At 39.8% G+C, this 24,583-nt stretch carries 23 protein-coding genes; 1 reads left to right on the top strand and 22 read right to left on the bottom strand.

Annotation, left to right across the window (positions count from 1 at the left end):
• Positions 1–87 precede the first annotated feature (87 nt).
• From E7L28_RS03795 to glmS, 8 genes are all read right to left on the bottom strand, one after another.
• Positions 88–534: a universal stress protein gene (locus E7L28_RS03795; RefSeq protein ID WP_004693853.1), complete on the bottom strand. Its 447-nt coding sequence runs from the start codon at positions 532–534 to the stop codon at positions 88–90.
• A gap of 169 nt (positions 535–703) precedes the next feature.
• The gene (locus E7L28_RS03790) at positions 704–1,975 is read right to left on the bottom strand and encodes a hypothetical protein (protein WP_077708073.1); all 1,272 of its coding nucleotides are present in this window, start codon (positions 1,973–1,975) and stop codon (positions 704–706) included.
• Positions 1,976–1,983: 8 nt separating this feature from the next.
• The gene (locus tag E7L28_RS03785) at positions 1,984–2,739 is read right to left on the bottom strand and encodes an amino acid ABC transporter ATP-binding protein (RefSeq protein ID WP_077708072.1); all 756 of its coding nucleotides are present in this window, start codon (positions 2,737–2,739) and stop codon (positions 1,984–1,986) included.
• Positions 2,740–2,892: 153 nt separating this feature from the next.
• On the bottom strand, positions 2,893–3,549 hold the full coding sequence (locus E7L28_RS03780; protein WP_077708071.1) for an amino acid ABC transporter permease: 657 nt from the start codon (positions 3,547–3,549) through the stop codon (positions 2,893–2,895).
• 123 nt (positions 3,550–3,672) lie between these two features.
• Positions 3,673–4,485 (bottom strand): amino acid ABC transporter substrate-binding protein, encoded by an 813-nt coding sequence (locus E7L28_RS03775; RefSeq protein WP_316692194.1) that lies wholly within the window; start codon positions 4,483–4,485, stop codon positions 3,673–3,675.
• Positions 4,486–4,744: 259 nt separating this feature from the next.
• A complete protein-coding gene (locus E7L28_RS03770; protein ID WP_008602920.1) occupies positions 4,745–5,221 on the bottom strand; it encodes a hypothetical protein in 477 nt (158 codons plus the stop codon).
• Between the two features lie 36 nt (positions 5,222–5,257).
• Positions 5,258–6,244, bottom strand: a complete 987-nt coding sequence (gene trpS / locus E7L28_RS03765; RefSeq protein ID WP_101928933.1) for a tryptophan--tRNA ligase — start codon at positions 6,242–6,244, stop codon at positions 5,258–5,260.
• A gap of 58 nt (positions 6,245–6,302) precedes the next feature.
• Positions 6,303–8,135 (bottom strand): glutamine--fructose-6-phosphate transaminase (isomerizing), encoded by a 1,833-nt coding sequence (gene glmS / locus E7L28_RS03760; RefSeq protein ID WP_012863873.1) that lies wholly within the window; start codon positions 8,133–8,135, stop codon positions 6,303–6,305.
• A 524-nt stretch (positions 8,136–8,659) separates the two neighbouring features.
• Here glmS and E7L28_RS03755 point away from each other — a divergent pair.
• A complete protein-coding gene (locus E7L28_RS03755; RefSeq protein ID WP_101928747.1) occupies positions 8,660–10,057 on the top strand; it encodes a hypothetical protein in 1,398 nt (465 codons plus the stop codon).
• 119 nt (positions 10,058–10,176) lie between these two features.
• On the opposite strand, the gene E7L28_RS03750 is transcribed toward E7L28_RS03755, so the two are convergent.
• The 14 genes from E7L28_RS03750 to E7L28_RS03685 all read right to left on the bottom strand — a co-directional run bounded on the left by E7L28_RS03750 (position 10,177) and on the right by E7L28_RS03685 (position 24,532).
• Complete coding sequence (locus tag E7L28_RS03750; protein ID WP_101928746.1) at positions 10,177–11,289, bottom strand: tetratricopeptide repeat protein; 1,113 nt, start codon at positions 11,287–11,289, stop codon at positions 10,177–10,179.
• 239 nt (positions 11,290–11,528) lie between these two features.
• Complete coding sequence (locus tag E7L28_RS03745; protein ID WP_101928745.1) at positions 11,529–12,224, bottom strand: aspartate/glutamate racemase family protein; 696 nt, start codon at positions 12,222–12,224, stop codon at positions 11,529–11,531.
• A 216-nt stretch (positions 12,225–12,440) separates the two neighbouring features.
• Complete coding sequence (gene glmM, locus E7L28_RS03740; protein WP_101928744.1) at positions 12,441–13,793, bottom strand: phosphoglucosamine mutase; 1,353 nt, start codon at positions 13,791–13,793, stop codon at positions 12,441–12,443.
• Positions 13,794–13,979: 186 nt separating this feature from the next.
• The gene (locus tag E7L28_RS03735; RefSeq protein ID WP_221741365.1) at positions 13,980–15,578 is read right to left on the bottom strand and encodes an NAD(P)/FAD-dependent oxidoreductase; all 1,599 of its coding nucleotides are present in this window, start codon (positions 15,576–15,578) and stop codon (positions 13,980–13,982) included.
• A 216-nt stretch (positions 15,579–15,794) separates the two neighbouring features.
• Positions 15,795–16,721 (bottom strand): CdaR family protein, encoded by a 927-nt coding sequence (locus tag E7L28_RS03730; RefSeq protein WP_012863867.1) that lies wholly within the window; start codon positions 16,719–16,721, stop codon positions 15,795–15,797.
• Positions 16,718–17,530, bottom strand: coding sequence for a diadenylate cyclase CdaA (gene cdaA / locus E7L28_RS03725; RefSeq protein WP_012863866.1), 813 nt, complete (start codon positions 17,528–17,530; stop codon positions 16,718–16,720). The genes E7L28_RS03730 and cdaA overlap by 4 nt, the downstream gene beginning before the upstream one ends.
• Before the next feature lie 116 nt (positions 17,531–17,646).
• Positions 17,647–17,961: an XdhC family protein gene (locus E7L28_RS03720; RefSeq protein WP_012863865.1), complete on the bottom strand. Its 315-nt coding sequence runs from the start codon at positions 17,959–17,961 to the stop codon at positions 17,647–17,649.
• Positions 17,951–18,679, bottom strand: a complete 729-nt coding sequence (locus E7L28_RS03715) for an XdhC family protein (protein WP_012863864.1) — start codon at positions 18,677–18,679, stop codon at positions 17,951–17,953. The genes E7L28_RS03720 and E7L28_RS03715 overlap by 11 nt, the downstream gene beginning before the upstream one ends.
• Positions 18,663–19,475: a selenium-dependent molybdenum cofactor biosynthesis protein YqeB gene (gene yqeB / locus E7L28_RS03710; RefSeq protein WP_101928742.1), complete on the bottom strand. Its 813-nt coding sequence runs from the start codon at positions 19,473–19,475 to the stop codon at positions 18,663–18,665. Before yqeB ends, E7L28_RS03715 begins: the two co-directional genes overlap by 17 nt.
• Positions 19,472–20,194 carry a nucleotidyltransferase family protein gene (locus E7L28_RS03705; protein WP_101928741.1) on the bottom strand — a complete coding sequence of 241 codons (723 nt, stop codon included), beginning with the start codon at positions 20,192–20,194 and terminating at the stop codon, positions 19,472–19,474. Before E7L28_RS03705 ends, yqeB begins: the two co-directional genes overlap by 4 nt.
• Positions 20,195–20,200: 6 nt before the next feature.
• Positions 20,201–20,959: a selenium cofactor biosynthesis protein YqeC gene (gene yqeC, locus E7L28_RS03700; RefSeq protein ID WP_101928740.1), complete on the bottom strand. Its 759-nt coding sequence runs from the start codon at positions 20,957–20,959 to the stop codon at positions 20,201–20,203.
• 41 nt (positions 20,960–21,000) lie between these two features.
• Entirely contained in the window at positions 21,001–23,298 is a 2,298-nt protein-coding gene (locus E7L28_RS03695) for a xanthine dehydrogenase family protein molybdopterin-binding subunit (protein WP_316691945.1), read from the bottom strand.
• Positions 23,298–23,750, bottom strand: coding sequence for a (2Fe-2S)-binding protein (locus tag E7L28_RS03690; RefSeq protein ID WP_004693892.1), 453 nt, complete (start codon positions 23,748–23,750; stop codon positions 23,298–23,300). The genes E7L28_RS03695 and E7L28_RS03690 overlap by 1 nt, the downstream gene beginning before the upstream one ends.
• On the bottom strand, positions 23,750–24,532 hold the full coding sequence (locus E7L28_RS03685; RefSeq protein ID WP_278618451.1) for an FAD binding domain-containing protein: 783 nt from the start codon (positions 24,530–24,532) through the stop codon (positions 23,750–23,752). The genes E7L28_RS03690 and E7L28_RS03685 overlap by 1 nt, the downstream gene beginning before the upstream one ends.
• Between the last annotated feature and the right edge of the window lie 51 nt (positions 24,533–24,583).

Below are 24,583 nucleotides of genomic sequence, written 5' to 3'. Positions count from 1 at the left end.
ATATAGACATTATATCATTTTTAACATAAAAAAGAGACTTTGAGAAACCAAAGTCTCTTTTTTTATCATATCTATATAAGATATAAATTATTTAATGATTAATACAGGGCAAGTGGAGTGGCTAGTTACATAGCTACTTACGCTACCCATGAATAAGCCTTTCAAAGGGCCAAGACCACGGCTACCCATTACGATGAGATCAGCATTATATTTTTTTGCCACTGCAAGTAGTGCAGGTCCAGGGGAGCCAACTTCAAATACGCTTTTAACTTTTACGCCTGCAGGAATTTCTTTCACTACATCATTAAGAATTTCCTTACCAGTTTCTTCCATATCCTCAGCAATTTGCTCAGATACATATCCACCAGAAATTGGTGTTTGATCAAAATTGGAAATAGCAGACACAATATTTGCAACGTGAACAACAATCAATTCAGCTTGGTTGCGATCCGCTACAGCGAGAGCATGTTCCAACGCACGTTTAGCATTTTCAGAACCATCAGTAGGTACGACAATAGTTTTGTAGGTAACCATAATAACCCCTCCTATTCCTAATCCCTCAAAGGGGATATGATCAAATATCGTTTAGCCTATACTAATATATTCTAGACCATCAAGGAAAACTCCTCTTTTTTCTGAGGATTTATTACATTATAGCACAAATCGTACAGAATTATACAAATAAAAGAATATTATGCGTATATTAAAGAACCTGAGACGATTGGTTTGTATTAAGTGTAGTAGTCAATCTAAAACCATCTAATACATCTATAAGTTCCTGAGTAGCAAGATTACTACCGGATGGACCAATCATTCGAGCTACTGCTACATTACCTTCATTGCCAAGAATAATTGTTGCGCCAAAGGATACTGGTTCCGCTACAGCTGTATCAGACGTATTTGGATTTTTCATATGGCCCGCCAAATAGAACATTACATTACCGTCAATGATATGCGTTTCATAACGAGTAATCGTGGCCTTGTTCACATCAACCAATTGTTTAAGATAATAGTCACCAAGCATTTGCTTGCCCATCATTGTCGGCATACCGGAGCTGACAGCTTGTACTGGGATTGTAAAGGACTCAATGTCGAGGCGTATATTATGTTTAGTGAAAGCAATCTTACCCTTTTCATTAAGACGGGTGAAACCTTTTGGATAGGTAAATTTGATACCTTCTGCAACACTGATATCGCTTGTGCCGGTTAATATTTTTTTTACCCCTTTAATAGCATTAGAACCGCGCTTATTGATCAATTCAAAGGATGGAATTGTATGCTCCATCAAACCTAGCTCCATAAACTCTGCACGAACAGGTGCATACGTACTAGACAAATTGTACCGATGAGTTGGATCTTTCTCCATGATAAATTCTGCTTCAAATACAGACTGAACCGGCTCTGTAGATGTCATATCTGCATAAGATTTTGGTGTACTCTTATCCCAGCGTGCGGAAACTGCACCTTTCTTAGCAAAGAACCCACCAACAATATCATTATGCTCAAAGTTATTGCTATGTTGGCGCCAGATATTTAAATACTCCTCATTAGACATGCCCTTAATAGGTACACCATACCAAGTCGTATTCCATTCTTTTTGAGATATTCCTTCTTGTGGTGTATTATTGCGCTTAGTAAAAGATACTGTATAGGAATCCTCTTGCGTAGGGCCCGCTAAATTGAAGGAATACCCTTGAATATGTTCACTTTCACTACGCACATCCATATCTAACATAACGCCATCAGCTACACGCCAAGGAATCGAGAACATATAACCATTTTTGTAATCCTTCACCACCGTGTTCATCTTAGTAGCATAGGATTTGTATTGTTCTGGCAAAATAGATGCGGAATCCTTCTGAGATTCCACAATAGATAAAGGTGTATCAGGCGTCTTCTGTAAATCTTCTGCCATAATAGAAGTCGTTCCCAAAGCCATGACAGCTAAGGTTGCCGCAAATAAACGTAACTTCATAGAACCTCCTATAACATATTATCCAAGAACGCTTTCGTTCTTTCGTTCTGCGGATGACTAAAAATTTGTTCTGGTGTTCCTTCTTCTTGAATAACACCATCAGCCATAAAGATAACACGATCCGATACTTCACGAGCAAAGTTCATTTCATGAGTTACGATAATCATCGTCATGTGATCGTCCGCTAATTGTTTGATTGTCTTAAGAACCTCACCAGTAAGCTCAGGATCAAGAGCAGATGTGGGTTCATCAAAGAGCATAATTTCTGGATTCATCGCTAGCGCACGGGCAATAGCTACACGCTGTTGCTGACCGCCAGACAAGCGAGATGGATACATATCTCGTTTTTCCCATAATCCTACTTTATTGAGTAATTGCTCTGCAATCGGTGAGATTTCGTCATCTTTCATACCTTTTACCATACGTGGAGCAATCATAATATTATCTAATACCGTCATATGCGGGAACAAATTGAAAGATTGGAATACCATACCCATGCGGAGCAATAATTCATGCTGAGTTTGAGGAGAAGCGTATTTTACAACCCCATTTTCAGTACTAGCAAGAATCGTACCATCAACGGTAATAGAGCCTCCATCAATCGTTTCTAACTGACCTAAGCAGCGCAAAAACGTGGATTTACCAGAACCAGAAGGTCCGATAATAGAAACAATTTCTCCTCTATTCATTTTGAGCGACACATCGCGCAATACGGTTTGATTATTAAAGCGTTTTTCAATACGCTCCATATTTACAAATGTCATAAGTACCTCTTACATCGTCATATTAAGTATATAACTAGCGCCTCAAGTAAAGATATCTCATCTATAAAATCGCATCTATAGACATCAAATAAAAGTATCTCACCTATAAAACTAGCTACATCATTACATATGACAAACTACCATAGAATTAGATTAATCTTCGTATACAGCAAATCTTCGTTCTAAGTAGCTGAAGATATTCGTCAAAATAAAGGTAAAGATTAAGTAGAATAATGCTGCCACGAGGAATGCAGAAATATCAAAATCACGTTGTACGATAGATTTTGTAATACGCAAGATATCATTCATCGCCAATACATACACGAGAGATGTATCTTTCAATAAGTTAATCGTCTCATTCGCAAGAGGAGGCAATACACGTTTAAACATTTGTGGCAAGATGATCTTACGCATAGTTTGTGCATAGGTAAAACCAAGAACCTTTGCCCCTTCATACTGACCACGAGAGATAGATTGAATACCACCGCGGAATATTTCACATAAATACGCTGCGTAGTTTAATACGAAGGTAAGAACTGCTGCCGTCGCATCATCCATTTGAATGGCACCGTCTGTGATGATTGGCAATGCATAATAGACGAATAAAATTTGTAGCATCAACGGTGTGCCCCGCATCAAATACACGAAAGCATCAACAAACTTATCTACTAAAGGCAATTTAGATAGACGTAACATAGCCATTAAAATGCCACCAGGAATAGATAAAATCCATACAATACAGAATAGCGATACGGTTACCTTTAAACCATCAGCGATGGTTGGGATAATCTGCAATAAATAATCTAACATGAAAGACTCCTTCAAAACACGACTAGAGAAGGGCCATCTGGCCGCTTCTCTAGTGTACATTTCGTTCTTTAATTATCAGTTGTACCTACTGACCATAGTACTATTAGTATATCACGAATTGTACTATTTAGCATCGCTCTTATCTAAGTCTGCGCCTGAGCCTAACCATTTTTCAGCAATTTTATCAGCAGTACCGTCTTTTTTCATTTCAGCTAAGATACCATTAATTTTGTCACGCAAAGCAGTATCATCTTTACGGAAACCAACAGCGAAATTATCAACGCCGTAGTCAGTACCTTCTACGATTTTGTATTTACCAGGTTCTTTTGTCATAAGATAACGAGCGATTACACCATCAGCAATAACCGCATCAACACGCCCAATACCAAGATCCATAAATGCACTTACAAAATCCGCATAGGATTTTGTTTCTTTAACAGCCTTACCGCTTGGATCGTTTTGCAATGCTGCTTCACCAGTACTAGCTTGTTGCACGCCTACTACCTTACCAGCTAAATCGGCTTTACCTTTAATGGAGTCATCGTCATTACGAACAATAACGTATTGTTTATCCTTCATATATGTATTGGAGAATAAAATATTCTTCTCGCGCTCAGGAGAGACTGTTAAGCCATTCCACAAAGCATCAATTTTTTTAGATTTTAGTTCCGCTTCTTTACTAGACCAGTCGATAGCTTTGAACTCTACATCCATACCAGCACGTTTAGCTGCTTCTTTAGCCATGTCGATATCAAAGCCAACAATTTCGCCTTTTTCATCTTTAAAGCCCATTGGAGGGAAACTATCATCTAAACCGATAACAACTTTCTTAGGCAATTCTGTATTAGCCTTTTTAGTGTCACCACCACAACCTGTTACAAATGCCATCATAGATACAGCTGCAAGGCCAACGGCCATCATCTTTTTCCAATTCATAACTATCCTCCACAGCGATTATCGCCTATTTACCACTTAATAATATGTTCAATATAGATTTAGATTCCGTACTTAATGATTGTATTATACTTTAGTTCATTAAAGTTGTAAATAGTTAATTCGATGAATTTTATATTTTTTATTTTAAAGACTTTCCACATATATAGTTTATGATTCTAGATTCATTTGCTTTATGTTTCTGTAGTCATATATTTATATTTCTGTATACCTATATTGTATGACGCTACGTACTTATACTTTATGACTGCGTATGTTTATGAATGGCCTCAATCATCGCCATTTTATCCTTGTACGCCACCTGATGCAGATCAAGTGGTATCACATAGATCCCACCATGACCATTCATTGCTTGCAACTCACGCCATTCCTCAGTGAATCCAATAATATGCTCATAATCAACAAAGACGAAATATTCATCCCCATAGAATAAACTGTGAAAGTATTCTTTCACAGAAAAAGGCCTACGTTTTAACACGAGGCCCTTTTCACAGATAAAAGCTTGACTTTCACCTAATCTATGAAGGGTCCATAATATCACGAGCAACAACAGATAATACCATACACGTTCCGCCCAGTCTGAGGGCATATATTTTACAATCAACGCACACGCAACTAGACCGATGATGCGACCGGTCCACTGTATACCGCGATGTATTTCTAAGCTCTGTTGTACGGCACCTGATGAAAAGCGTTCCATCGCCTCTTGTTTCGTCATGGTTTACCTCACAAATTGAAAGTCTACTATATGATTTTATTTACGGCACAAGCCCATAGCTTGCTCTACCTTACGGTACATTGTACTTGCTTTAGCATGCGCCTTAGCAGCCCCTTCATCGAGGATTACATCCAATTCAGGGCTTGTAATCAATTCGTTGTAACGTTGTTGAATTGGTTCAAGAGTTGCTACTAATAGATCGGCAATATCGGATTTAAATACACCGTAACCTTTGCCAGCGTACATTTCTTCGATAGCTTCGTAGCTGTCTTTCGTAATGGCACGGTATATTCCCATCAAGTTAGAAATGCCAGGTTTATTCTCTTTATCATAACGCACTGCATTATCAGAATCAGTTTGAGCGCGTTTCAATTTTTTCACAATCAAATCTGGAGCATCCAAAAGACGAATTGTAGCATTTTGGTTGTCGTCAGATTTACTCATTTTTTTGGTTGGCTCTTGTAAGCTCATGACACGAGCACCACCTTCGCCGACCTTGATATCAGGTACTACGAAAGTTTCACCGAATCTACGGTTAAAACGCTCTGCTAAATTACGAGTCAACTCAAGGTGTTGCTTTTGGTCTTCACCTACAGGAACATAATTCGTACCATATAGCAGAATATCCGCCGCCATCAATGGTGGATACGTAAGCAACGCTGTAGGAATAGAGTCACCTTGCTTTTGAGACTTATCTTTGTACTGAGTCATACGCTCTAATTCGCCAACATAGCTAATAGATTGCATAACCCAACCGAGCTTAACATGCTCAGGCACTTCGGATTGTACGAACAATGTTACCTTTTTAGGATTGAGACCAACAGCGAGGTACAACGCAGCCAAATTACGAGTATTTTGGAATAACTCTTTTGGATCTTGCGGTACAGTAATCGCATGTTGGTTAACGATGCAATAGTAACACTCATCAGTATCTTGATAGTCTAAAAAATTACGTAAAGCCCCCAAATAGTTACCAAGTGTTAACTCCCCACTTGGTTGGATGCCGGAAAATATAACTGCCATAATAGTCTCCCTATATTGAAATAAACCAACAGTGCCGAAGCACTGTTGGTTATATATATTATTCTACGGTTACAGATTTAGCCAAGTTACGTGGCTTGTCTACGTCTGCACCACGAGTAATCGCTGCGTAGTACGCCAATAATTGCAATGGTACAACCGCTAAGATTGGAGCGATGAATTTATTTGCACGAGGCACATAGATTGTGTGGTCAACGTGTTTAGATAATTCTTCGTCACCTTTCATACCGATGCCGATTACGATAGCTTCACGCGCTTTTACTTCGCGGATGTTGCTGATCATCTTGTCATAAACATCCTCTTGTGTAGCCAATGCGATAACAGGTACGCCCTCTTCAATAAGAGCCAATGTACCATGTTTCAATTCGCCACCTGCATATGCTTCAGCGTGGATGTAAGAAATTTCTTTCAATTTCAAAGCCCCTTCCATCGCTACTGCGTAGTCGATAGCACGACCCAAGAAGAACGCATCAGATTTGAAGCCATAATGTTTTGCAAAGGCTTTCATATCTTCGTCTACTTCAAAGATTTCATGAATCAAGGATGGTAAGTTTTTAACGCCGCTAAGAATTTCTTCGCCTACAGCTGGATTCATTTTGCCGTTTAATTGGCCAAGGTATACAGCGAACAACAAGCCTGCTACTAATTGAGTAGTGTACGCTTTTGTGGACGCTACAGAAATTTCAGGACCAGCCCATGTGTAAACTTTGTTATCCGCTTCACGAGAAATGCTGGAACCAACAACATTGGTAATAGCCAAGGATTTGGCACCAAGGCGTTTAGCTTCCTTCAAGGCCGCCAATGTATCGGATGTTTCACCGGATTGGCTGATAACGATACATAATGTTTTATCATCAGTCAACGGGTTGCTGTAACGATATTCAGATGCGATTTCCACATCAACTGGAATACGCGCCAAGTTTTCAATATATTGTTTTGTTACAAGCCCTGCATGGTATGCAGTACCGCATGCAACGATGAGAATTTTATTGAAAGCTGCCACATCTTCAGCAGTCCAATTCAACTCATCAAAGATAGCTGTCTTACCGTCTTCAGAAATATGTGTACCAAATGTATCACGAACAGCCTTAGGTTGATCATGAATTTCTTTCAACATAAAGTGTTCATAACCGCCTTTTTCTGCTGCTTCCGCATTCCAGTTAACATGGAATACCTCTTTATCAACAGCTTTTCCTTCACGGTCAAATACGGATACATTATCGCGAGTTACGATAGCTAATTCGCCATCGCTTAAAATATATGTGTCACGTGTGTAATTAATAATAGCTGGAATATCGGAAGCAACAAAGTTTTCCCCTTTGCCGAGGCCGATAACCAAAGGGTTTTCTTTCTTTGTACAAATGATTTTATCCGGTTCATCGGCACAGATGATTTCGAGAGCATACGCACCGTCTACACGATTCAGCATACGACGAACAGTACCGACAAAATCGCCATCGTACATGTCCTCCAATAAATGTGCAACCACCTCTGTATCCGTTTCAGATTTGAAATGATATCCTTTTGCGATGAGTTCCTCTTTTAAAGGCATATAGTTTTCAATAATACCGTTATGTACAACGGCAAATTTACCATCTTCAGATGCATGAGGATGCGCATTCATATCGGATGGACGACCATGTGTAGCCCAACGAGTATGTCCAATACCTACAGTTCCTTCATTAGGATCCGCTTTCACGATAGTCTCTAAATTGGAGAGACGGCCTACCTTTTTTTGAATTTTAATAACATTTTCAGGACCGATAACAGCAATACCTGCAGAGTCATAACCACGGTATTCTAACTTTGCCATACCGTCCAACAAGAAATCAGATGCTTGATTAAAGCCAATGTATCCTACGATACCGCACATGAGTATATCCTCCTATAACTGGGGGTATTTCTAGCCCCAGCAAAAACTAAGGCTAACTAATTAATGTTCTAGATTAATATTCTATTTAATGTATTAATTATTAATTCAATACAATTCATTCAGATATACTTTGTCCCCATCGTTACCGATGGGCTTTTTAATACCTGTTACGACTTGAATATGCCGGAAGAGCATCCGCTGATGACTCGATCACTCTTCACCTCGTCTACCCTAACGACTGCCTTCGTGGGTACTTGCGCTATTCGCCTTTACGAATTCGGAATTCCTTTCTGTGATATATGGCAGAATCAGTACAAAATAAAATATGTACTGAGGTATATTATACTAAAAAAATCGATAAAAAGTAAACCACCTCAGATAATTCAAAAGGAATAAAAAAGATTGTTTCTATGCTTCACGTCCTTTTCATTGTAAGAAATTATACTTCTATCATTCTAAATTTTACACAATTAGATTTTGTTGTATTTTCAAAATGTATGTATATAATTTGGGAGATATTAATCATGAATAAAACAACGATTAAAAAGAAACATAAAAATAGAAAAAATAGTTTGTCCTATAGAAAGTTACGCCGTTGGGTATTACCTGCAGTCCTTGGTGCTGCCCTATCAACGTTAGCTATCATTCCAACCTTAGCAGCAGAAACTCAGCCTAACACTAACATCGCAGTTGTAACCACAACAGAGCAAACCAAAACAGTACCATCCGCACAAGGAAGCACATCTCCAAACGGTGCTCCTAATGGTATGGAACCACAATCCGAAGTAGATCCTAATACTTTCAAAGGCACAACTATCGTTACAGAAAACAAATCCATTGCACATGAGTCGATGACAAACACAACGGCCGATCAGAATGCTTTCATCGGTAAAAATAAAGCGGTAATTGATATTGAAAATAGCGTTTTCGATAAAACAGGCGACACTACAAGCGATGACAATAGCAATTTCCGTGGTCAAAATGCAGTAGTCCTCGGTATCGAGGGTAGCCAAATTAACATCAAGGGTAGCAATATTACATCTAACTCTAAAGGTTCTAATGCAGTCTTTGCCACTGGTGAAGGCTCGGTTATCAACGTAGAAAATACTAATATTCACACAAAAAGCGATTCCTCTCGTGGTTTAGATGCTACTTACAAAGGTACTGTAAATGGCAAAAACCTAACTATCACTACTGAAGGGGCTCACTCTGCTACACTTGCTACAGATCGCGGAGAAGGCACTATCACCGCAGAAGCGGCAAAACTTACGACATCTGGCGAAGGCAGTCCTGTTATCTACTCTACGGGTAATATTATGGTAAACAATGTCAACGGCATAGCGAATAACAGTGAAATTGGCGTCGTAGAAGGTAAAAATTCCATAACTCTTACAAACTCCAATGTAACAGGCTACAAAGATAATGGCTTCATGCTATATCAAAGCTTCTCTGGTGATGCTGAAAACGGTATTGCTCGTCTGAAAGCAGAGAATAACACACTCACAACTCACGCTACAGGTGCGTTCCTCTATGTAAACAACACCACTGCTGAAGTAGACCTTTCTAACAATGCAATCTCTATGCCGAACACATCTACCCTAGTGAAAGCAGCTGCTGACTCCCGTTGGGGAAAAACTGGTGAGAACGGCGGTCACCTTACACTCCGCACATCTAACCAAGAGCTAAACGGTAATATTATGGCTGATTCAATCAGTACCATCGCTCTAGACATGACAAATGGATCTAGCCTTGTAGGTGCTATAAACACAGACAACACGGCTAAAGAAGTAACTGTGAAACTCAGCAAAGACTCCAATTGGATACTCACAGGCGACAGCTATGTAAAATCCTTGAGCAACGAAGACACAACCGGCAGTAACATTCAATTGAATGGATATAAACTTGTTGTGGCTGATAAATAATATCAAAAGCACTACTCTGAATTATTCCAATTTAAAGTAGTGCTTTTAATTTGTTAAACTTACTTGTATATCAGTTTAAATATATAAATCATCTTTATATAAATCTACCAATAAGCAGATTAAAAATTATGAGTTAAACAGTCTATTAAATAGCACCCATATATTGGCCATAGTTTTAATTCAACCATAGGCTTGTAGTTTTCATCTTTAATTTTATGTTCCAACAAATTTAGATTCTCTAAATCATCTTCCCAGCTTTTGATATAGTCCTGCTTTTCTTCTTCGCTATCAAAGTCTTCGTCCATTTTTGCATTTTCAATGCATGCCAATATTTCTGTTCGTTGCTTCTCCACTTCACGATGGAACATATCATGTTGCTTCATAATCCAAAGACCAAAGTAATAAGGGCCATCACTTAAATCACAGTGCTCTTTAGCCTTTTCACATTCATCTAAGAATAGGCCATACTCATCTAATATATAATAGGCGTCAATGATATCAAACTCAAAAACTTCATCATTACTTAAATGATATGCTACATCGCCTCCAAGCTTAATTTGCTTCAAACGATCGAGGGCTTGCTTTTTATTACCTAAATGCACATCACAATAAGCAATACAAACTAGTAACTTCATCCTATTAGGATAGCCTTTTAATAACTCTTCAAAAATGGCCCTTGCTTTCTCATATTCCTTAAGCTCAAACAAACACACTGCATAGCCAAAGTTCATGTCATAATCGTTCGATACTATTATTCCCCTTTCAAAAGCACGTAAACTTTTCTTCAACTCCTCTACAGAACCTTTCTCTCTATAAGCTGAAAAATGATATAAAGCCAACCCTCTGTAAGTCTCTATATATGGAGAATTTAGCTTTACAGCTGCAGATAGATAGTCATATTCTTTTATATTTCCCTCATCGTTATAATAAAAAGCCAAATTAGTGTAAATTCTCGCTTTATCAGTATCACTAAGTTCATTAGTATAAGCTTCAAGGAACCCTTCCAATAGTTCTATTGAATTTTTCTCATCCCTCAACACCTGTTCAACAGTTGCTAAAGTACAGGCCACATCCACATCATTAGAATACTCACACATCAAAGTAATTAAATACGTTCTAAAACGCTCTGCGTATTGCTTTAGCACATCATAATCACTAAATATAGACGCATTATATGTAGCTTCATATTCTACTTTAAGATTTTCCCAATACTCTTTTATAGCAAGCTTCATATTACACCTTTTCTATCGAATATATTTCAGACTATATGGCTATAATAACACAAATTACTTCCTATATACGTGCCTATAGTAACTCCTCTCATATAAATTCAAACCATGTTAAAAGATTTCCTTTAGTCTCTAGCTAGTTCTAATTGCATAAAAACAACCCTCTATTAGATATTCTAAAAATGAATAAAAATATCTAATAGAGGGTTATGTTATTTAAACAAAAATAAAAGCTAATTATATTATGCTCTACCAATAGAAATCAACGCCGCATTTTTTGCATGTATCAATGTAGTATCAAATAAAGGTATATCCGTATCATCTTGTTTAATAAGTAGCCCAATTTCAGTACAGCCTAAGATAACACCTTGTACACCAGATTTTACCAAATCACCAATAATATCTAAGTATTGTTGTTTAGATTCATTAGAAATAACACCTAAACACAATTCATTATATATAATATCATTCACAAGTTCGACTTGATCTTCGTTAGGTATAACAACATGAATCCCCCGATTTTCCAAGATACATTTATAAAAATCTTGTTGCATCGTGTACTTGGTACCGAGTAGACCTACCTTTGTAATACCTGATTTTTCCAACTCTACTGCAGTCATTTCCGCAATATGAAGAAGAGGTATGTGAATATGTCTTTTTATTTCATCCGCTACTTTATGCATTGTATTCGTGCATATAACAATATAATCAGCACCAGCCTTTTCTAAAGATTGAGCAGCATCGGATAAAATTTCAGCGCTTCTATCCCAATCTCCATTTGCTTGACACTTTTCTATCTCTTCAAAATCGACACTATATAAAATACATTTTGCTGAATGTAAGCCGCCCAAAACTTGCTTAATAGTTTCATTCAAGACTTGGTAATACGTAATCGTACTTTCCCAGCTCATTCCTCCAATTAAACCTATTGTTTTCATAATTTCACCCTCTAAACTTAGAATAAACCAAAATAAAAAGATTATTCATTATGATTATTCAATTTTAAATATCACTTATCTCTAAACCTCCTATATATGCTCCTGCAGCGACTTTACGTAGGACGGAGCAAAGGGACATATATAGGAGGGTATACTTTTAATATAAAAGTTGTAGAATGGAACCAAACGGAATGGTATCAAACTACTCATCAAGAGTTATTCAGCTAACCCTTGTTCTCTACCGATAATATCAGCGATTTCTTCACATAATGATTGTAATGTTTCTTGGTCTGGACCTTCTGCCATAACGCGAATGAGTGGTTCTGTACCAGAGGCACGTACAAGTACGCGACCTTCGTCACCGAGCTCTCCTTCAGCTGTTACGATAGCAGCTTTGATAAGGTCATTGTCTTCCCAGCCAGTTTTTGTAGCGATCCGAACATTTACAAGAACTTGTGGGTATTTTGTCATAATGCCCGCCAACTCAGAAAGAGGTTTCTTTTTCTCCTTCATAAGAGCCGCCACTTGAACAGCTGTTAACATACCGTCACCAGTGGTGTTGTGATCTAAGAAGATTACGTGACCAGATTGTTCACCACCAATGGAAAGATTATGTTCACGCATGTATTCCAATACATACCGATCACCAACAGCAGTGGAAACCGTTTTCATACCAAGTTCTTCTGCTGCTTTATGGAATCCGATATTACTCATAACGGTACCAACTATGGTATCACCTTTAAGTTTGCCTTCTTCTTTCAACTTAAGAGCGCATAACAACATAATTTGATCGCCATCGAGAACTTGACCTTTTTCATCAACCAATAAACAGCGGTCAGCATCGCCATCATTAGCAATACCAAGGTCTGCATTATATTGTTGCACAGCTACTTGCAATCCTTCGATATGCGTAGAACCACAGTGATGATTGATGTTCAAGCCATCTGGATTCACATTAATATTGATGACTTTAGCCCCTAGTCCAGACAAAATTTCTGGACCTACACTAGACGCGGCACCATTGGCACCATCATAAACGATAGTCAACCCTTCAAGGGACGTATCAATTGTGTGACGTACAAAGTGAGCATATAAATGAGCCAAGTTACTATTAAACTCAATTTTACCTATACCATCCCCTGTAGGACGTGCTAATTCATTATCTGCACTTTGACGAACATATTTTTCCAATTCATCTTCCACTTCATCAGGTAATTTATAGCCATTGCTATCAAAGAATTTAATGCCATTATCTGGATATGGATTGTGAGATGCAGAAATAACAGCACCCGCATCAAACCCTTGTTGACGTACAAGGTACGCTACTGCTGGAGTTGGGATAACGCCTGCAATCACTACATTACCGCCAACAGAACAAATGCCCGCTGCTAATGCACTTTCAAGCATAGAACCAGAAATTCGCGTATCGCGACCAATCAAGAACGTAGGATGTTCCTTTTCCTTACCAAAATGCGTTCCTGCCGCACGACCTAAATGATAGGCTAATTCTGGCGTTAAAAACTCATTAACAACACCACGTACACCATCTGTACCAAATAAACGAGCCATAATTATCCTCCTCTAAGGATTTGTGAAAGTTTCACAAGTCTATATATCTACCGTGTGTATCATTTCAATAATTACTGTTGTGTATTATATCACAATATAGAAAGCATACCTACTATAAAGTCACATCTATATTACATAAATAGTATGAATCTATACTGTAATTCAATTCATCAGTATAATTCCCCACTAATTAGGTTTAGCGTATTTTGCCATACATAAAATGGCTGTTTCCGCGCCATCAAGGGCAGCACTCATAATTCCCCCTGCATAGCCAGCCCCTTCACCCATAGGATAGAAACCTCCTACAGTAGGAGAAATGCGTTCTTCATTGCGTCCCATACGAAGCGGTGCAGAGGTGCGCGTTTCAACGCCTGTCATACACACCGCAGGATTATCGAATCCACGGATACGACGACCCCAGTATGGCAAGGCCCGCTCTAATACGGATGTGACGAACGGTGGCAAGCAATCATGTAAATCGCAATTCACGACACCTGGCTCGTAGCTATATATACTATTTTGTACACTAGGTGCTTGTGAAAGCCCTAAAAACTGCCCTACTGTTTGTGCAGGTGCATGGAAATTAGATCCGCCCAACTCATAGGCCTTTTGTTCCCATTCTCGTTGGAATGCAACGCCATCTAATGGATGAGTACCAAAGTCATCTGGACCTACGTTAACCACGATAGCACTATTAGCAACACCGCTGTTCCGAGCGTATAAGCTCATGCCATTTACGACAACGCCACCTTCTTCAGAGGCAGATGCTACTACTTGACCTCCTGGGCACATACAGAAGCTATACGCAGTACGGCCTGTTTCTTTATCATGGTACACGAGGGAGTATTCTGCTGCACCGAGGCCCAAGCTAGATGGTTCCACGCCATATTGGGACTCATCGATTACAGCTTGATCATGTTCAATACGAACACCGATAGCAAAGGGTTTTGCCGTCATTTCCACATTGCGTTTATGAAGCATCTCGTATGTGTCACGCGCACTATGTCCTACACCAGACAAAACAACAGTCGTATCAATACGCTCACTACCATTAACTTCAACGCCTACGATACGGTCATTTTCAATAAACAAATCCGTTACCTTAGAACCAAAACGGACTTCACCACCCCATTCGATGATGCGCTCACGCATGGCTTTTACCATAGTACGCAATTTATCTGTACCTACGTGAGGTTTATGTTTATATAATATTTCTTCAGGCGCACCAAACTCAACAAAGTATTTAGATATCTCATGTAAACGCGGATGGGTAATGCGAGTTGTCAACTTACCATCGGAAAAAGTTCCTGCGCCACCTTCCCCAAATTGTACGTTGGATTCAGGTTTAAATATGCCCTTTTTCCAAAATGTTTCTACATCATGACTACGTGTATCTACATCTTGACCGCGTTCAAGCACGATTGGGCGATAGCCTTCACGAGCTAGGTAAAAGGCTGCAAGCATCCCCGCAGGGCCAAAGCCCATAACAACAGGACGATGAGCTAATGGTACGGACCCAAAAACAATAGGTTCTGGATCTTCTGCAGCAAATACAGATACATCCTTTTCTTTACCAAGCTTTTTCATGACTTGAGCTTCATTATGAACCTCAATGAATAGAGTATATACAAAAACAATGTTTGGCTTCTTACGAGCATCTACGGCACGTCGAACAACATGAATCGTTTCGATAGCGCCACGTAACGGGGGATATTTCTTTTCTACAATACTTTTGATATCCGACTTAACCGTAACAGCTACGCGGAGATTTATTATTCTAATCATATCTTTCCTATTAAAGCCTCCCTTTTAGGCGAGCCTACTTCTTTAATCTTTGACCAAAATTCTTTACCACTTGATCTGTAAGAAAATAGTTATACATCTTTATTATACAACACTACTATAAAAGCTAATATATAAATCATAAAAAGGCCCTAATAGAGAAATATTCACTCTATTAGGGTCTTCATCGCAAGATTTCAAAGCCTCATAAAAAACTTATCATCCATTAAGTACTTTCTTTTGTATTTCTACTTTCACCCGTACCGTTGTGGTATTGCTATTAACACCATTCGGTAATACTAAATTATAGTTACCCTGTACAGTTTCAGTAGCACCCGACACATCAATAGGTTCTGTTTGTATTTCTGTAACGGAATCAATCATTTCTTCACGACCAGTAACCGTTAGTTGCGTTGGTGTAGCAGACGTAGATTTAACTTCATAACCCTCTGCTACTGTACCAACAGTCGGAACAGTAATAGGAACCGCCTTTTCTTTACGTAATAAGTTAAGTTCATATTGTGCTTGACCTTGGTTTGGATTAATATGTACATCTAGTACATTACCTGCCGTATCCCAAGCTTCTAAGGTACTAACAGCGCTAAAGTTCTTCGTTTGACCAGCCACATTGACTTTCATGACAACCTTGCTCACTGCATTAACTTGTTGCTTACGACCAGAAACAGTTACCTCTTTCGGCACAATCGTTACCGATTTCAAAGCAATATCATCAGAGAACTTACCGATTGGAACTATTTCAACAGGAATCGTTTTCTCTGCATATTCATCAACATTGATGGTGATGGTATCTGGTTTAACCTCCACAAGATTCATTCCTGCCGGAGGAGTAAAATTAATAGTTACATTATTTTGACCTGGTTTTACACCGGATGCATCAATATAAGCTCGTAAATTATCTGATTTCATAGACATAATGGTATCTCGTGGACCAGCCAGAACAACACGGACCACATCTGGTGCATCTTCTATGATATAGCCAGAATTGAGATTTTGAACCTGTACAGGTATTGTGTAGGTTACTTCCATCACAGGGTTCTGATCGCGCATAATAAAGAACCACATGACGATAGCTGCTAACAAGGATAATAATTTAGCAGGCCAATTGCGTTTCAAATGAATCATCATTTATTTGCCCTCCATTTCCACATACTAGTAATGGTTTGACGAGGGCGTTCCATAAAGGTGCGCAATGCCTCTTTAATTTGATCCTCTGGTAAATGGCGATAAATATGACCGCCATATGTATAAGAAATGGTCCCTGTTTCCTCACTGACAACTATTACAACAGCGTCAGTTTGCTCAGACAAGCCAATAGCTGCACGGTGACGTGTACCTAGTTCAGTACTCAATGTGCGGTCCTCAGTCAACGGCAGCAAACAGCCTGCTGCACGAATTCGCCCATCACGAATAATCAAGGCCCCATCATGAAGCGGTGTACTAGGAACAAAGATATTTTTAATCAACTCGCGGCTCAATACAGCATCGATAAGAATACCAGTATCTACAAAGTCATTGAGACCTACTTCACGTTCAAAAACGATAAGTGCCCCCGTATGTTCACGAGACATAACGCGAGCCGCAGCCATTACTTCATTAATGGCCATATCCATTTCTTCTTCGTTTACATTTTGTGCCTTGCTGAAAATTCGTCCACGCCCCAATTGTTCTAGAGCACGACGCAATTCTGGTTGGAATACAACCGGTAACGCAAAGAGAAGAACGGTCATACTTTGTTGCAAAATCCAGTTGATAACGTATAGATTTAATAAATGACTCAATAAATTTAAAATTGCCAACATGACGAGACCTTTTAAAAGAGAAACGGCCCTCGTATCTTTAAGCAATTTATATAAATAGTAAATACCAATGGCAACGATTATGATATCAACAATATCAAGAAGCCTAAAGGTATGTATAAGTGCGTCAATATGCATAAAAATAGCTCCTTATACAAAATAATAAGGTACAATCAATTCTTTGACTGTACCTTATATTTTAACTCATTTTGAGAGTACTGTAAATTTATAAACAAACGCTGAATGAGATTTTATTAGATGTTTTGTGTTTCAATCCATACATCCATTTGGCCACCACAGACCATGCCTTCTTTAACAGCTACGTCATCATCAAGGAGAACATCAATACGACGGTGAGCTTCTTTTTTATTCAAGGAGTCCACAGCACTTAGGCGGATTTCATTTTCTGCACGACCGCCGCCAATAGTGCCAAAAATAGATCCATCAGGAAATACAACCATAGATGTACCAGCTTTACGAGGTGTGGATCCACGAGTATATAAAATAGTCGCTACTGCTAAGGTTTCGTTTTTACGTTCACTAAGATATTCAATAAACTCACGATTCATGGATCACTCTACCTTTCCGCAATGAGCCGCCTTTTTTACCACGTACCACTGCCAAATATTCACTAACGATAGATAATGCAATCTCCTCAGGTGTTTGTGCACCAAGGTCTAGACCAATTGGAGCATAAATCATATCTAACTCATCTTGGGTCCAACCTTGCTCACGCAACACTTCAAAAGCATGATGAATGCGTTTTTGGCTACCCATAACACCCATATACGTAGGCAAGTAACCACGCAATTGTTCTAAACATATATTATCGTACTCATGAGCACGCGTCACAATGATAAAGCCATTATATTCATCAAGAGGTAAATCATTCTTGAAGTTTTCTAAAGGTAAGCACTTACGTGTAACACGTTCATCAAAGAATTCAGGAACTACATATTCTGGACGGTCATCTACAACTGTAACACGACAGCCAATAAACAACAGCAAATCAGTAATAGCTCGGCTAACATGACCTGCGCCTAATACGAGAACTGACGGATCATTTTCTACAGGTTGTACGAAACACTCCATTTCGCCTACCATGCAGAGAGAATTTAGCTTTGCTTTATCTACAGTAAATCCTTCAATAGGAGTTCCGTATAGAACACTTCCATCTTCAGCATAAATAGTCTTATCCCCTTGACGAGGACCGGATAGAACTGTAACCATCACGGTAGTTTCAGTAACCTGTAGACGATTTTTCATCACATCATAAATTGTTTCCATCTAGATTCCTTTCATAATCCCAAGCGGTAACAGCCTCTAATACACCTCCACCGACAGCAAGGGATTTATCTGAAATACTATAACAATGAGACTCTTCACAACGAGCATCCACATCAGCCAACTTAAAATGATCTGATACGATGAGCCCACTTTTTAAAATTCCTCGTAGAATGCCTGTAATTTTAGCTCGGACTGGTTCTTCATCAACATAACCAATCACCTCATTGGCTTGTACAGAATCCCCAATATGCCGTTTTGCTGTAAATAGTCCAGCCTTTGGAGAATGGATAACGCGCTCATGAGTGTAGCCACCTACATTTCCAGGGATACCTGTATTAGGTTGAGCCGGCCCATCATAGATACAGCGACCTAATGAATGGCCACGCATCGTTTCAATGACCACATCTACATCTTCTCCAGCAGTAAATCCAGGGCCAACACCTATAACGAGCTCTGCATCATCTCGTTTTGTTCCAAGATTCTTTTTACTCAAAATAGCATCGACTACAATCTCTGGTTTTAAAGTGTCCAATAATTCCTCATATGAGCTAGTGACAACGGGAATGATTTTCTGTGCCAATGTATCCTTCACTTCACCAATAGACACATGACGAGCAACAAAACGTTCCAAAATCATTTCTCCACGATGAACCGCATTACCGTAACATACTTCGCGGCGAATCATGGTAGGAATCGCTATTTCACTAATTACAACGGGATAGCCCGCCCGTCTCAATCTATATACAGCACCGGAAGCGATGTCTCCACCTCCACGCATAAGTACCAATGGTTTCATAATGCCTCACTTTCACGATGTTTCAAACGCTCAAAATCATCGGGTGTGTCAATATCGTCGCCAACATCATCACTAATCCATAATTTCACGACATGGGCTTGACCCTCACCACGAATAATGGTCTTACCGCCTTGATCCCCTTGAATCTGTTGTAAAAAATCAAACCAATGGGAACCAAAGAGAACGGGATTTCCCGAATGACAATTCGCCCCATAATGTGGAACAACGATAGTTTTCGGATGAAAGTTATCACTAAATGCACTAATGACCTCATGTACAACAGCACTCGTCAGAAGTGGTTGATCCCCTACTGAACAGAGAATACCGTCTAGCGGTATGGGCGCCGTATTCACCAAATGATGTAATCCCAACGCTATGGATACTCCTTGCCCCAGTTCAGGATGGTCATTTCGAATCGCCTCAAAACCATAGCTTGTGACAATAGATTCTAGTTTCTCATGATCATCACCAGTAACCGCCACAAAAGGTAGTTTACAGGACATAGTTGAAACTACCTGTCCACCCCATCCACATTGAAGAGCCCCACAGACCGCATCTAGAACAGTCTTACCACGCCATGGTAAGAGTTGCTTATTACATCCCATGCGCTTGGATTGCCCTCCCACAAGGAGGACAATGCCAATATGCAAAGGACGACGGTCTATGGGGTCTCTCATGGGAATAAAAGCGGTATCACAATTTGCTTTCATAATAGTCATGAGTACCTACCGACATTGAATAATGCGACGGATTTCACAACTTGCTTTATATCCATCAGCCAAAATGATAGCCGTAATATCGCTATCAACAATATGATCAATAAAATCATCGATAATGCGATGTTGCACTGTTTCATAACCAGTACAGAACAATATTTTCTTGCCTTTACTATATTGGAATAAACCTTGTTTATGCAAAACAAGATCAGCCAACATACGCGGAGTTACAATAGCCCCCATATCGCGTTTTACGATATCTTGAACGAGCTCGATATTATGTACGTGCTCATCATCTAATGGGGCCCCTAGCATTTGTAGATTTACGAGACCAATCGTAGTCTTTGTAAGAGATGGAATGACAGGCTCAGTCGTCTTAGGCGCCTTGAGCCATTTTTCCTTCGCCCCATCGGCTTCTACAACAACTTGCCAATTTGGATGTAACTTGGCTAAACCATCGATAAGATCACAATCTAAGGAGTCTACTTTTGTTCCTGTAATTCCAGCGAACCACGCACCACAATAGCCACGTAAAAGTCGGTCAGTACAATACTCATCAGCTTCATTAATATTACGAGTATAAATCGGTTCATAATGAGCCACCTGAGATTCATAGAGTCGAGTTGTAGTCGTAACTACGATTGGCTGACCTTTCAGCCGTCCATATTCTACTAGTTTTGAAAGCACAGTCGTTTTACCGCCTGCCCCAACAAGGGCAACGATTCCCGGCTGAATCAATCGATTCCAATAGGATGTTTGTGATGTCATAGAACCAGGCCTCCTTAGAAAGTAAAAGGAACTAGAAATCTCTATACTTTATATTTCTCGTCCATAGCCATAAATACCTTCTCAGGTGTCATAGGTAATGTACGAATATCCGCACCAACTGCATTTTTAATGGCATGTTGGATAGCAGGGCACCCCGTATTGATGACAACCTCACCAATAGATTTAGCTCCGAAGCCACCTGTAGGCTCGTAAGATTCTACAAAGTCTGTATGTAATTCACCAATATCCTGACGGGTTGGGATTTTATAAGTCATAAGATTATTTGTTTCCAAACGACCATTGTTGGAATAGCGTACATCTTCATATAAAGCCATCCCGATAGCTTGTACCACACCACCCTCAACTTGAACGCGAGCCAATTTAGGGTTGATAACAGTACCGCAATCAACACAAGAATAGAAATGAAGAGGAATAACCTTACCGGTTTGTTTATCTACCTTTACCTCAGCAATAGATGCCATAAATGGAGGTGGAGACGTATGACTGCCCCATGTAGCGAAACCAGACAATTGCTCCGCATTAGCACCAACTAATAATTTTGGTGCCAATTGATGGATATCCATTGTTTTGGAGCCGTCTTTCGTGGTAGCTACAACGCCGTCAAAGTCAACGTTCTCAACGTCGGTTTCAAAGAATTGAGCAAATTTAGCAATAATCTTAGTGCGTAACTCTTCTGCAGCCATCTTAGCAGCAGTACCCGTTACATAGGTTGTACTAGATGCGTAGGACCCTGGATCGAATGGTACGATATCTGTATCTGATTCAATAACAGTCATATATTCCATAGGACAACCTATTACTTCACAGGCCATTTGAGTTAATACGGTATTAGACCCCATGCCCATATCAGAAGATCCAGTATACAATGTATAATTGCCATCGTCACCAAGTCGGATTTCAACAGATGCTACGTCGATATTTGCGACACCAGAGCCTTGTAGTGCTAAAGCCATGCCAAGTCCACCGCGATAGCGCTCATCGATGTCCCAAGAATGAGGGCGTTCATCCCAACGAGCCATTTCTTTTACACGATTTACAGTATCTTGGAAAAGACCAGAATCAAGATATTCATCTGGAGCATATACTAAGCTTTGTTCACCTTCCGCTATTAAGTTCTTCTGACGTAGTTCAGCTGGATCAATCCCCATTTTGTCAGCCAATTGGTTAACAGCACATTCTAATGGCCACAAGGCTTCTGTTGCACCGTACCCACGGAAAGCACCACCCGGAGTTTGGTTAGTATACACACCTTCTGTACCATAATGAACAGCAGTCGCTTTGTTGTACAACGGTACAGATTTATGTTCACCAGCCGTTGTAGTAGTGAAGCAATGAGTTGCATGTGCCCCAGCGGCTGTGATGGAGTCCATATCAATAACTTTAATAATGCCATCTTTCGTAGCACCTACACGAATTTTCCATTCACGAGCATGACGTGTAGTGGAGCAAGTTTGTGCTTCTGTACGATCGTATAAAAGATAACAAGGTTTTTTCAATGTCCACGCTACGAAAGCTGTCATAATTTCTGTACAAGCCGTTTGTTTAGAACCGAAGCCACCGCCAATACGAGGCTTAATTACACGGACTTTTGTAGCCGGAATACCGAGTGCACGAGCGATGTGACGGCGTACATGGAATACGATTTGCGTAGAGGATACGATAACTACACGACCTAGCGCATCTATATATCCAAAACTTTGGAATGGTTCCATCGTTGTTTGGCGTGTAGCCTGGTCAAAGTATGTACCTTCTGCCACGTAATCACATTTAGCAAGTTCTGCTTCCACATCTCCTACCCGTTTGTGATAGGATACGCAAATATTACGTTTGTAATCTTGACCTACAGGGATATTGTTATGAATATCATCCTCAGGATGTACTATAGTTTCATGATCGATAGCAGTGTGCATATCAAGTACAGGTTTCTGTACTTCGTATTCAACCTTGATAAGCGGCATTGCTTTAAGCGCTGTAGCCTCATCTTTTGCTACGATGAGAGCAACTTCGTCTCCAACATAGCGAACTACAGGGTCCAAGATGAGCGCATCATAAGCGGATGGCTCTGGATATGTTTGACCTGCTAATGTGAATCGCGTATTAGGCACATCTTCATAAGTAAAAATAGCTTCTATGCCAGGGATCAATTTAGCTTTAGATGTATCAATAGATTTGATGCGCGCTTGAGCATGAGGGCTACGAAGAACCTTAATAACAAGCGCATCTTTGGGAACAAAATCGCCAGTATAAGACGGTTTACCAGATAAAATACCTTTTGAGTCAACTTTGTCATAGGATTTACCAATATGCTTGTTCATCATTATAGGCCTCCTTCTAAGAATTTACGAACTCCTCGAAGTTGTGATTCATAACCAGTACAGCGGCACAAGTTACCTATAAGGTATTCGCGAATTTCATCATCGCTAGCCTTTGGATTTTTGCGTTTCAAATTGATAGCACTCATCATCATGCCGGTTGTACAAAAACCACACTGATCTGCGCCTTCACTTGCGATACAAGCCGCCAATAATTCAGCTTCCTCTTGTAAACCTTCTAATGTAGTAATCTTATGGCCTGGCGCACGAAATGTAGGATAAGCACAGGACAAAATGATTTCGTCATCCACCCATACAGTACAAAGACCACAGTTTGTGGTATCACAGCCACAGCGGACACTGTAATAGCCAAGATTACGCAATGTGTCTAGTAACATCTCATCAGTTGGCACATTAACAGTTACATTTTTGTTATTAATATTAAGTACGAGTTCCATTATTGTGCCACCTCCTTAGCTAAGCGTTGAACCATTGCTTTTACCATTTCCATGCGATATTCTTTGGACGCATGAGAGTTAGATTGATACACTAGTTCTTCAGATGCCAATTGACCTGCCTCTTTTGCGGCAGATAATCCTTTTTCTGAAAGCAAAGCACTTGCTTTAACAGCTAATTGAGGTACACCAGGTCTTGTACCGATATACAATTCAACGCCTTTTTCATCATGGCGAAGAGCACCTGTCAACAATGGGAAATCACCACGAGAGATGCGAAGTGCTTCAACAGCTACAGCTGCATCTACTTTAGGGATGCGAATCTCCACGAGAATATCACGTTCTCTATATGTCATATAGTCTTGCATGGACATACGACCACCTTTAAAGGTAACGATGTCTGCATGCACGGCCAATAGCGCAGGAATGATATCAGAGAAGCCAAATTTACTTGCTACAGAACCGCCCATGGTAGCAATATTTCTAAATTGAACGCCAAGAATCTCCTTAACACCTTTAACTACGGCACCGCCGCAGAATTGTTGTAAAGGCTCAAAACGTTCCACATCTCCTTGTGTCGCCATAGCGCCAATTACAAACTCCTTATCTTCTTCACGAACATAACGCAAATCAAGACTCGCCATATCAATCACTGATGGCCAAGTACGTCGTCCTAGACGCAGCCAACAGCCTCCCGCTAGCATAGGAGCCGTTTTGTTCTTTGTGGCTAATTCATAAGCCTCTTCCACCGTCTTCGGTTCTAATACTTTCATAAATGCTAACATAATCTGTCCTCTCAATGGTATACTAATACTAACAGAATTACGGTGCTAACT

Origin of the sequence: Veillonella parvula (assembly GCF_032575955.1) — a bacterium.
GTDB lineage: Bacteria > Bacillota > Negativicutes > Veillonellales > Veillonellaceae > Veillonella > Veillonella parvula_J.
This window is presented reverse-complemented; position numbering and strand designations above follow the sequence as displayed.

Excerpts from the sequence above, each read along its gene's own strand:
- trpS (WP_101928933.1), bottom strand. The coding sequence starts at position 6,244 with ATGGCAGTTATATTTTCCGGCATCCAACCAAGTGGGGAGTTAACACTT.
- E7L28_RS03685 (WP_278618451.1), bottom strand. The coding sequence starts at position 24,532 with ATGTTAGCATTTATGAAAGTATTAGAACCGAAGACGGTGGAAGAGGCT.
- glmS (WP_012863873.1), bottom strand. The coding sequence starts at position 8,135 with ATGTGCGGTATCGTAGGATACATTGGCTTTAATCAAGCATCTGATTTC.
- E7L28_RS03720 (WP_012863865.1), bottom strand. The coding sequence starts at position 17,961 with ATGAATCGTGAGTTTATTGAATATCTTAGTGAACGTAAAAACGAAACC.
- E7L28_RS03775 (WP_316692194.1), bottom strand. The coding sequence starts at position 4,485 with ATGAATTGGAAAAAGATGATGGCCGTTGGCCTTGCAGCTGTATCTATG.
- E7L28_RS03770 (WP_008602920.1), bottom strand. The coding sequence starts at position 5,221 with ATGACGAAACAAGAGGCGATGGAACGCTTTTCATCAGGTGCCGTACAA.
- E7L28_RS03780 (WP_077708071.1), bottom strand. The coding sequence starts at position 3,549 with ATGTTAGATTATTTATTGCAGATTATCCCAACCATCGCTGATGGTTTA.
- E7L28_RS03795 (WP_004693853.1), bottom strand. The coding sequence starts at position 534 with ATGGTTACCTACAAAACTATTGTCGTACCTACTGATGGTTCTGAAAAT.
- glmM (WP_101928744.1), bottom strand. The coding sequence starts at position 13,793 with ATGGCTCGTTTATTTGGTACAGATGGTGTACGTGGTGTTGTTAATGAG.
- E7L28_RS03785 (WP_077708072.1), bottom strand. The coding sequence starts at position 2,739 with ATGACATTTGTAAATATGGAGCGTATTGAAAAACGCTTTAATAATCAA.
- cdaA (WP_012863866.1), bottom strand. The coding sequence starts at position 17,530 with ATGCATATTGACGCACTTATACATACCTTTAGGCTTCTTGATATTGTT.
- E7L28_RS03715 (WP_012863864.1), bottom strand. The coding sequence starts at position 18,679 with ATGGAAACAATTTATGATGTGATGAAAAATCGTCTACAGGTTACTGAA.
- E7L28_RS03730 (WP_012863867.1), bottom strand. The coding sequence starts at position 16,721 with ATGATGATTCATTTGAAACGCAATTGGCCTGCTAAATTATTATCCTTG.
- E7L28_RS03755 (WP_101928747.1), top strand. The coding sequence starts at position 8,660 with ATGAATAAAACAACGATTAAAAAGAAACATAAAAATAGAAAAAATAGT.
- E7L28_RS03735 (WP_221741365.1), bottom strand. The coding sequence starts at position 15,578 with ATGATTAGAATAATAAATCTCCGCGTAGCTGTTACGGTTAAGTCGGAT.
- E7L28_RS03790 (WP_077708073.1), bottom strand. The coding sequence starts at position 1,975 with ATGAAGTTACGTTTATTTGCGGCAACCTTAGCTGTCATGGCTTTGGGA.
- E7L28_RS03695 (WP_316691945.1), bottom strand. The coding sequence starts at position 23,298 with ATGATGAACAAGCATATTGGTAAATCCTATGACAAAGTTGACTCAAAA.
- yqeB (WP_101928742.1), bottom strand. The coding sequence starts at position 19,475 with ATGAAACCATTGGTACTTATGCGTGGAGGTGGAGACATCGCTTCCGGT.
- E7L28_RS03690 (WP_004693892.1), bottom strand. The coding sequence starts at position 23,750 with ATGGAACTCGTACTTAATATTAATAACAAAAATGTAACTGTTAATGTG.
- E7L28_RS03745 (WP_101928745.1), bottom strand. The coding sequence starts at position 12,224 with ATGAAAACAATAGGTTTAATTGGAGGAATGAGCTGGGAAAGTACGATT.
- yqeC (WP_101928740.1), bottom strand. The coding sequence starts at position 20,959 with ATGACATCACAAACATCCTATTGGAATCGATTGATTCAGCCGGGAATC.
- E7L28_RS03750 (WP_101928746.1), bottom strand. The coding sequence starts at position 11,289 with ATGAAGCTTGCTATAAAAGAGTATTGGGAAAATCTTAAAGTAGAATAT.
- E7L28_RS03705 (WP_101928741.1), bottom strand. The coding sequence starts at position 20,194 with ATGACTATTATGAAAGCAAATTGTGATACCGCTTTTATTCCCATGAGA.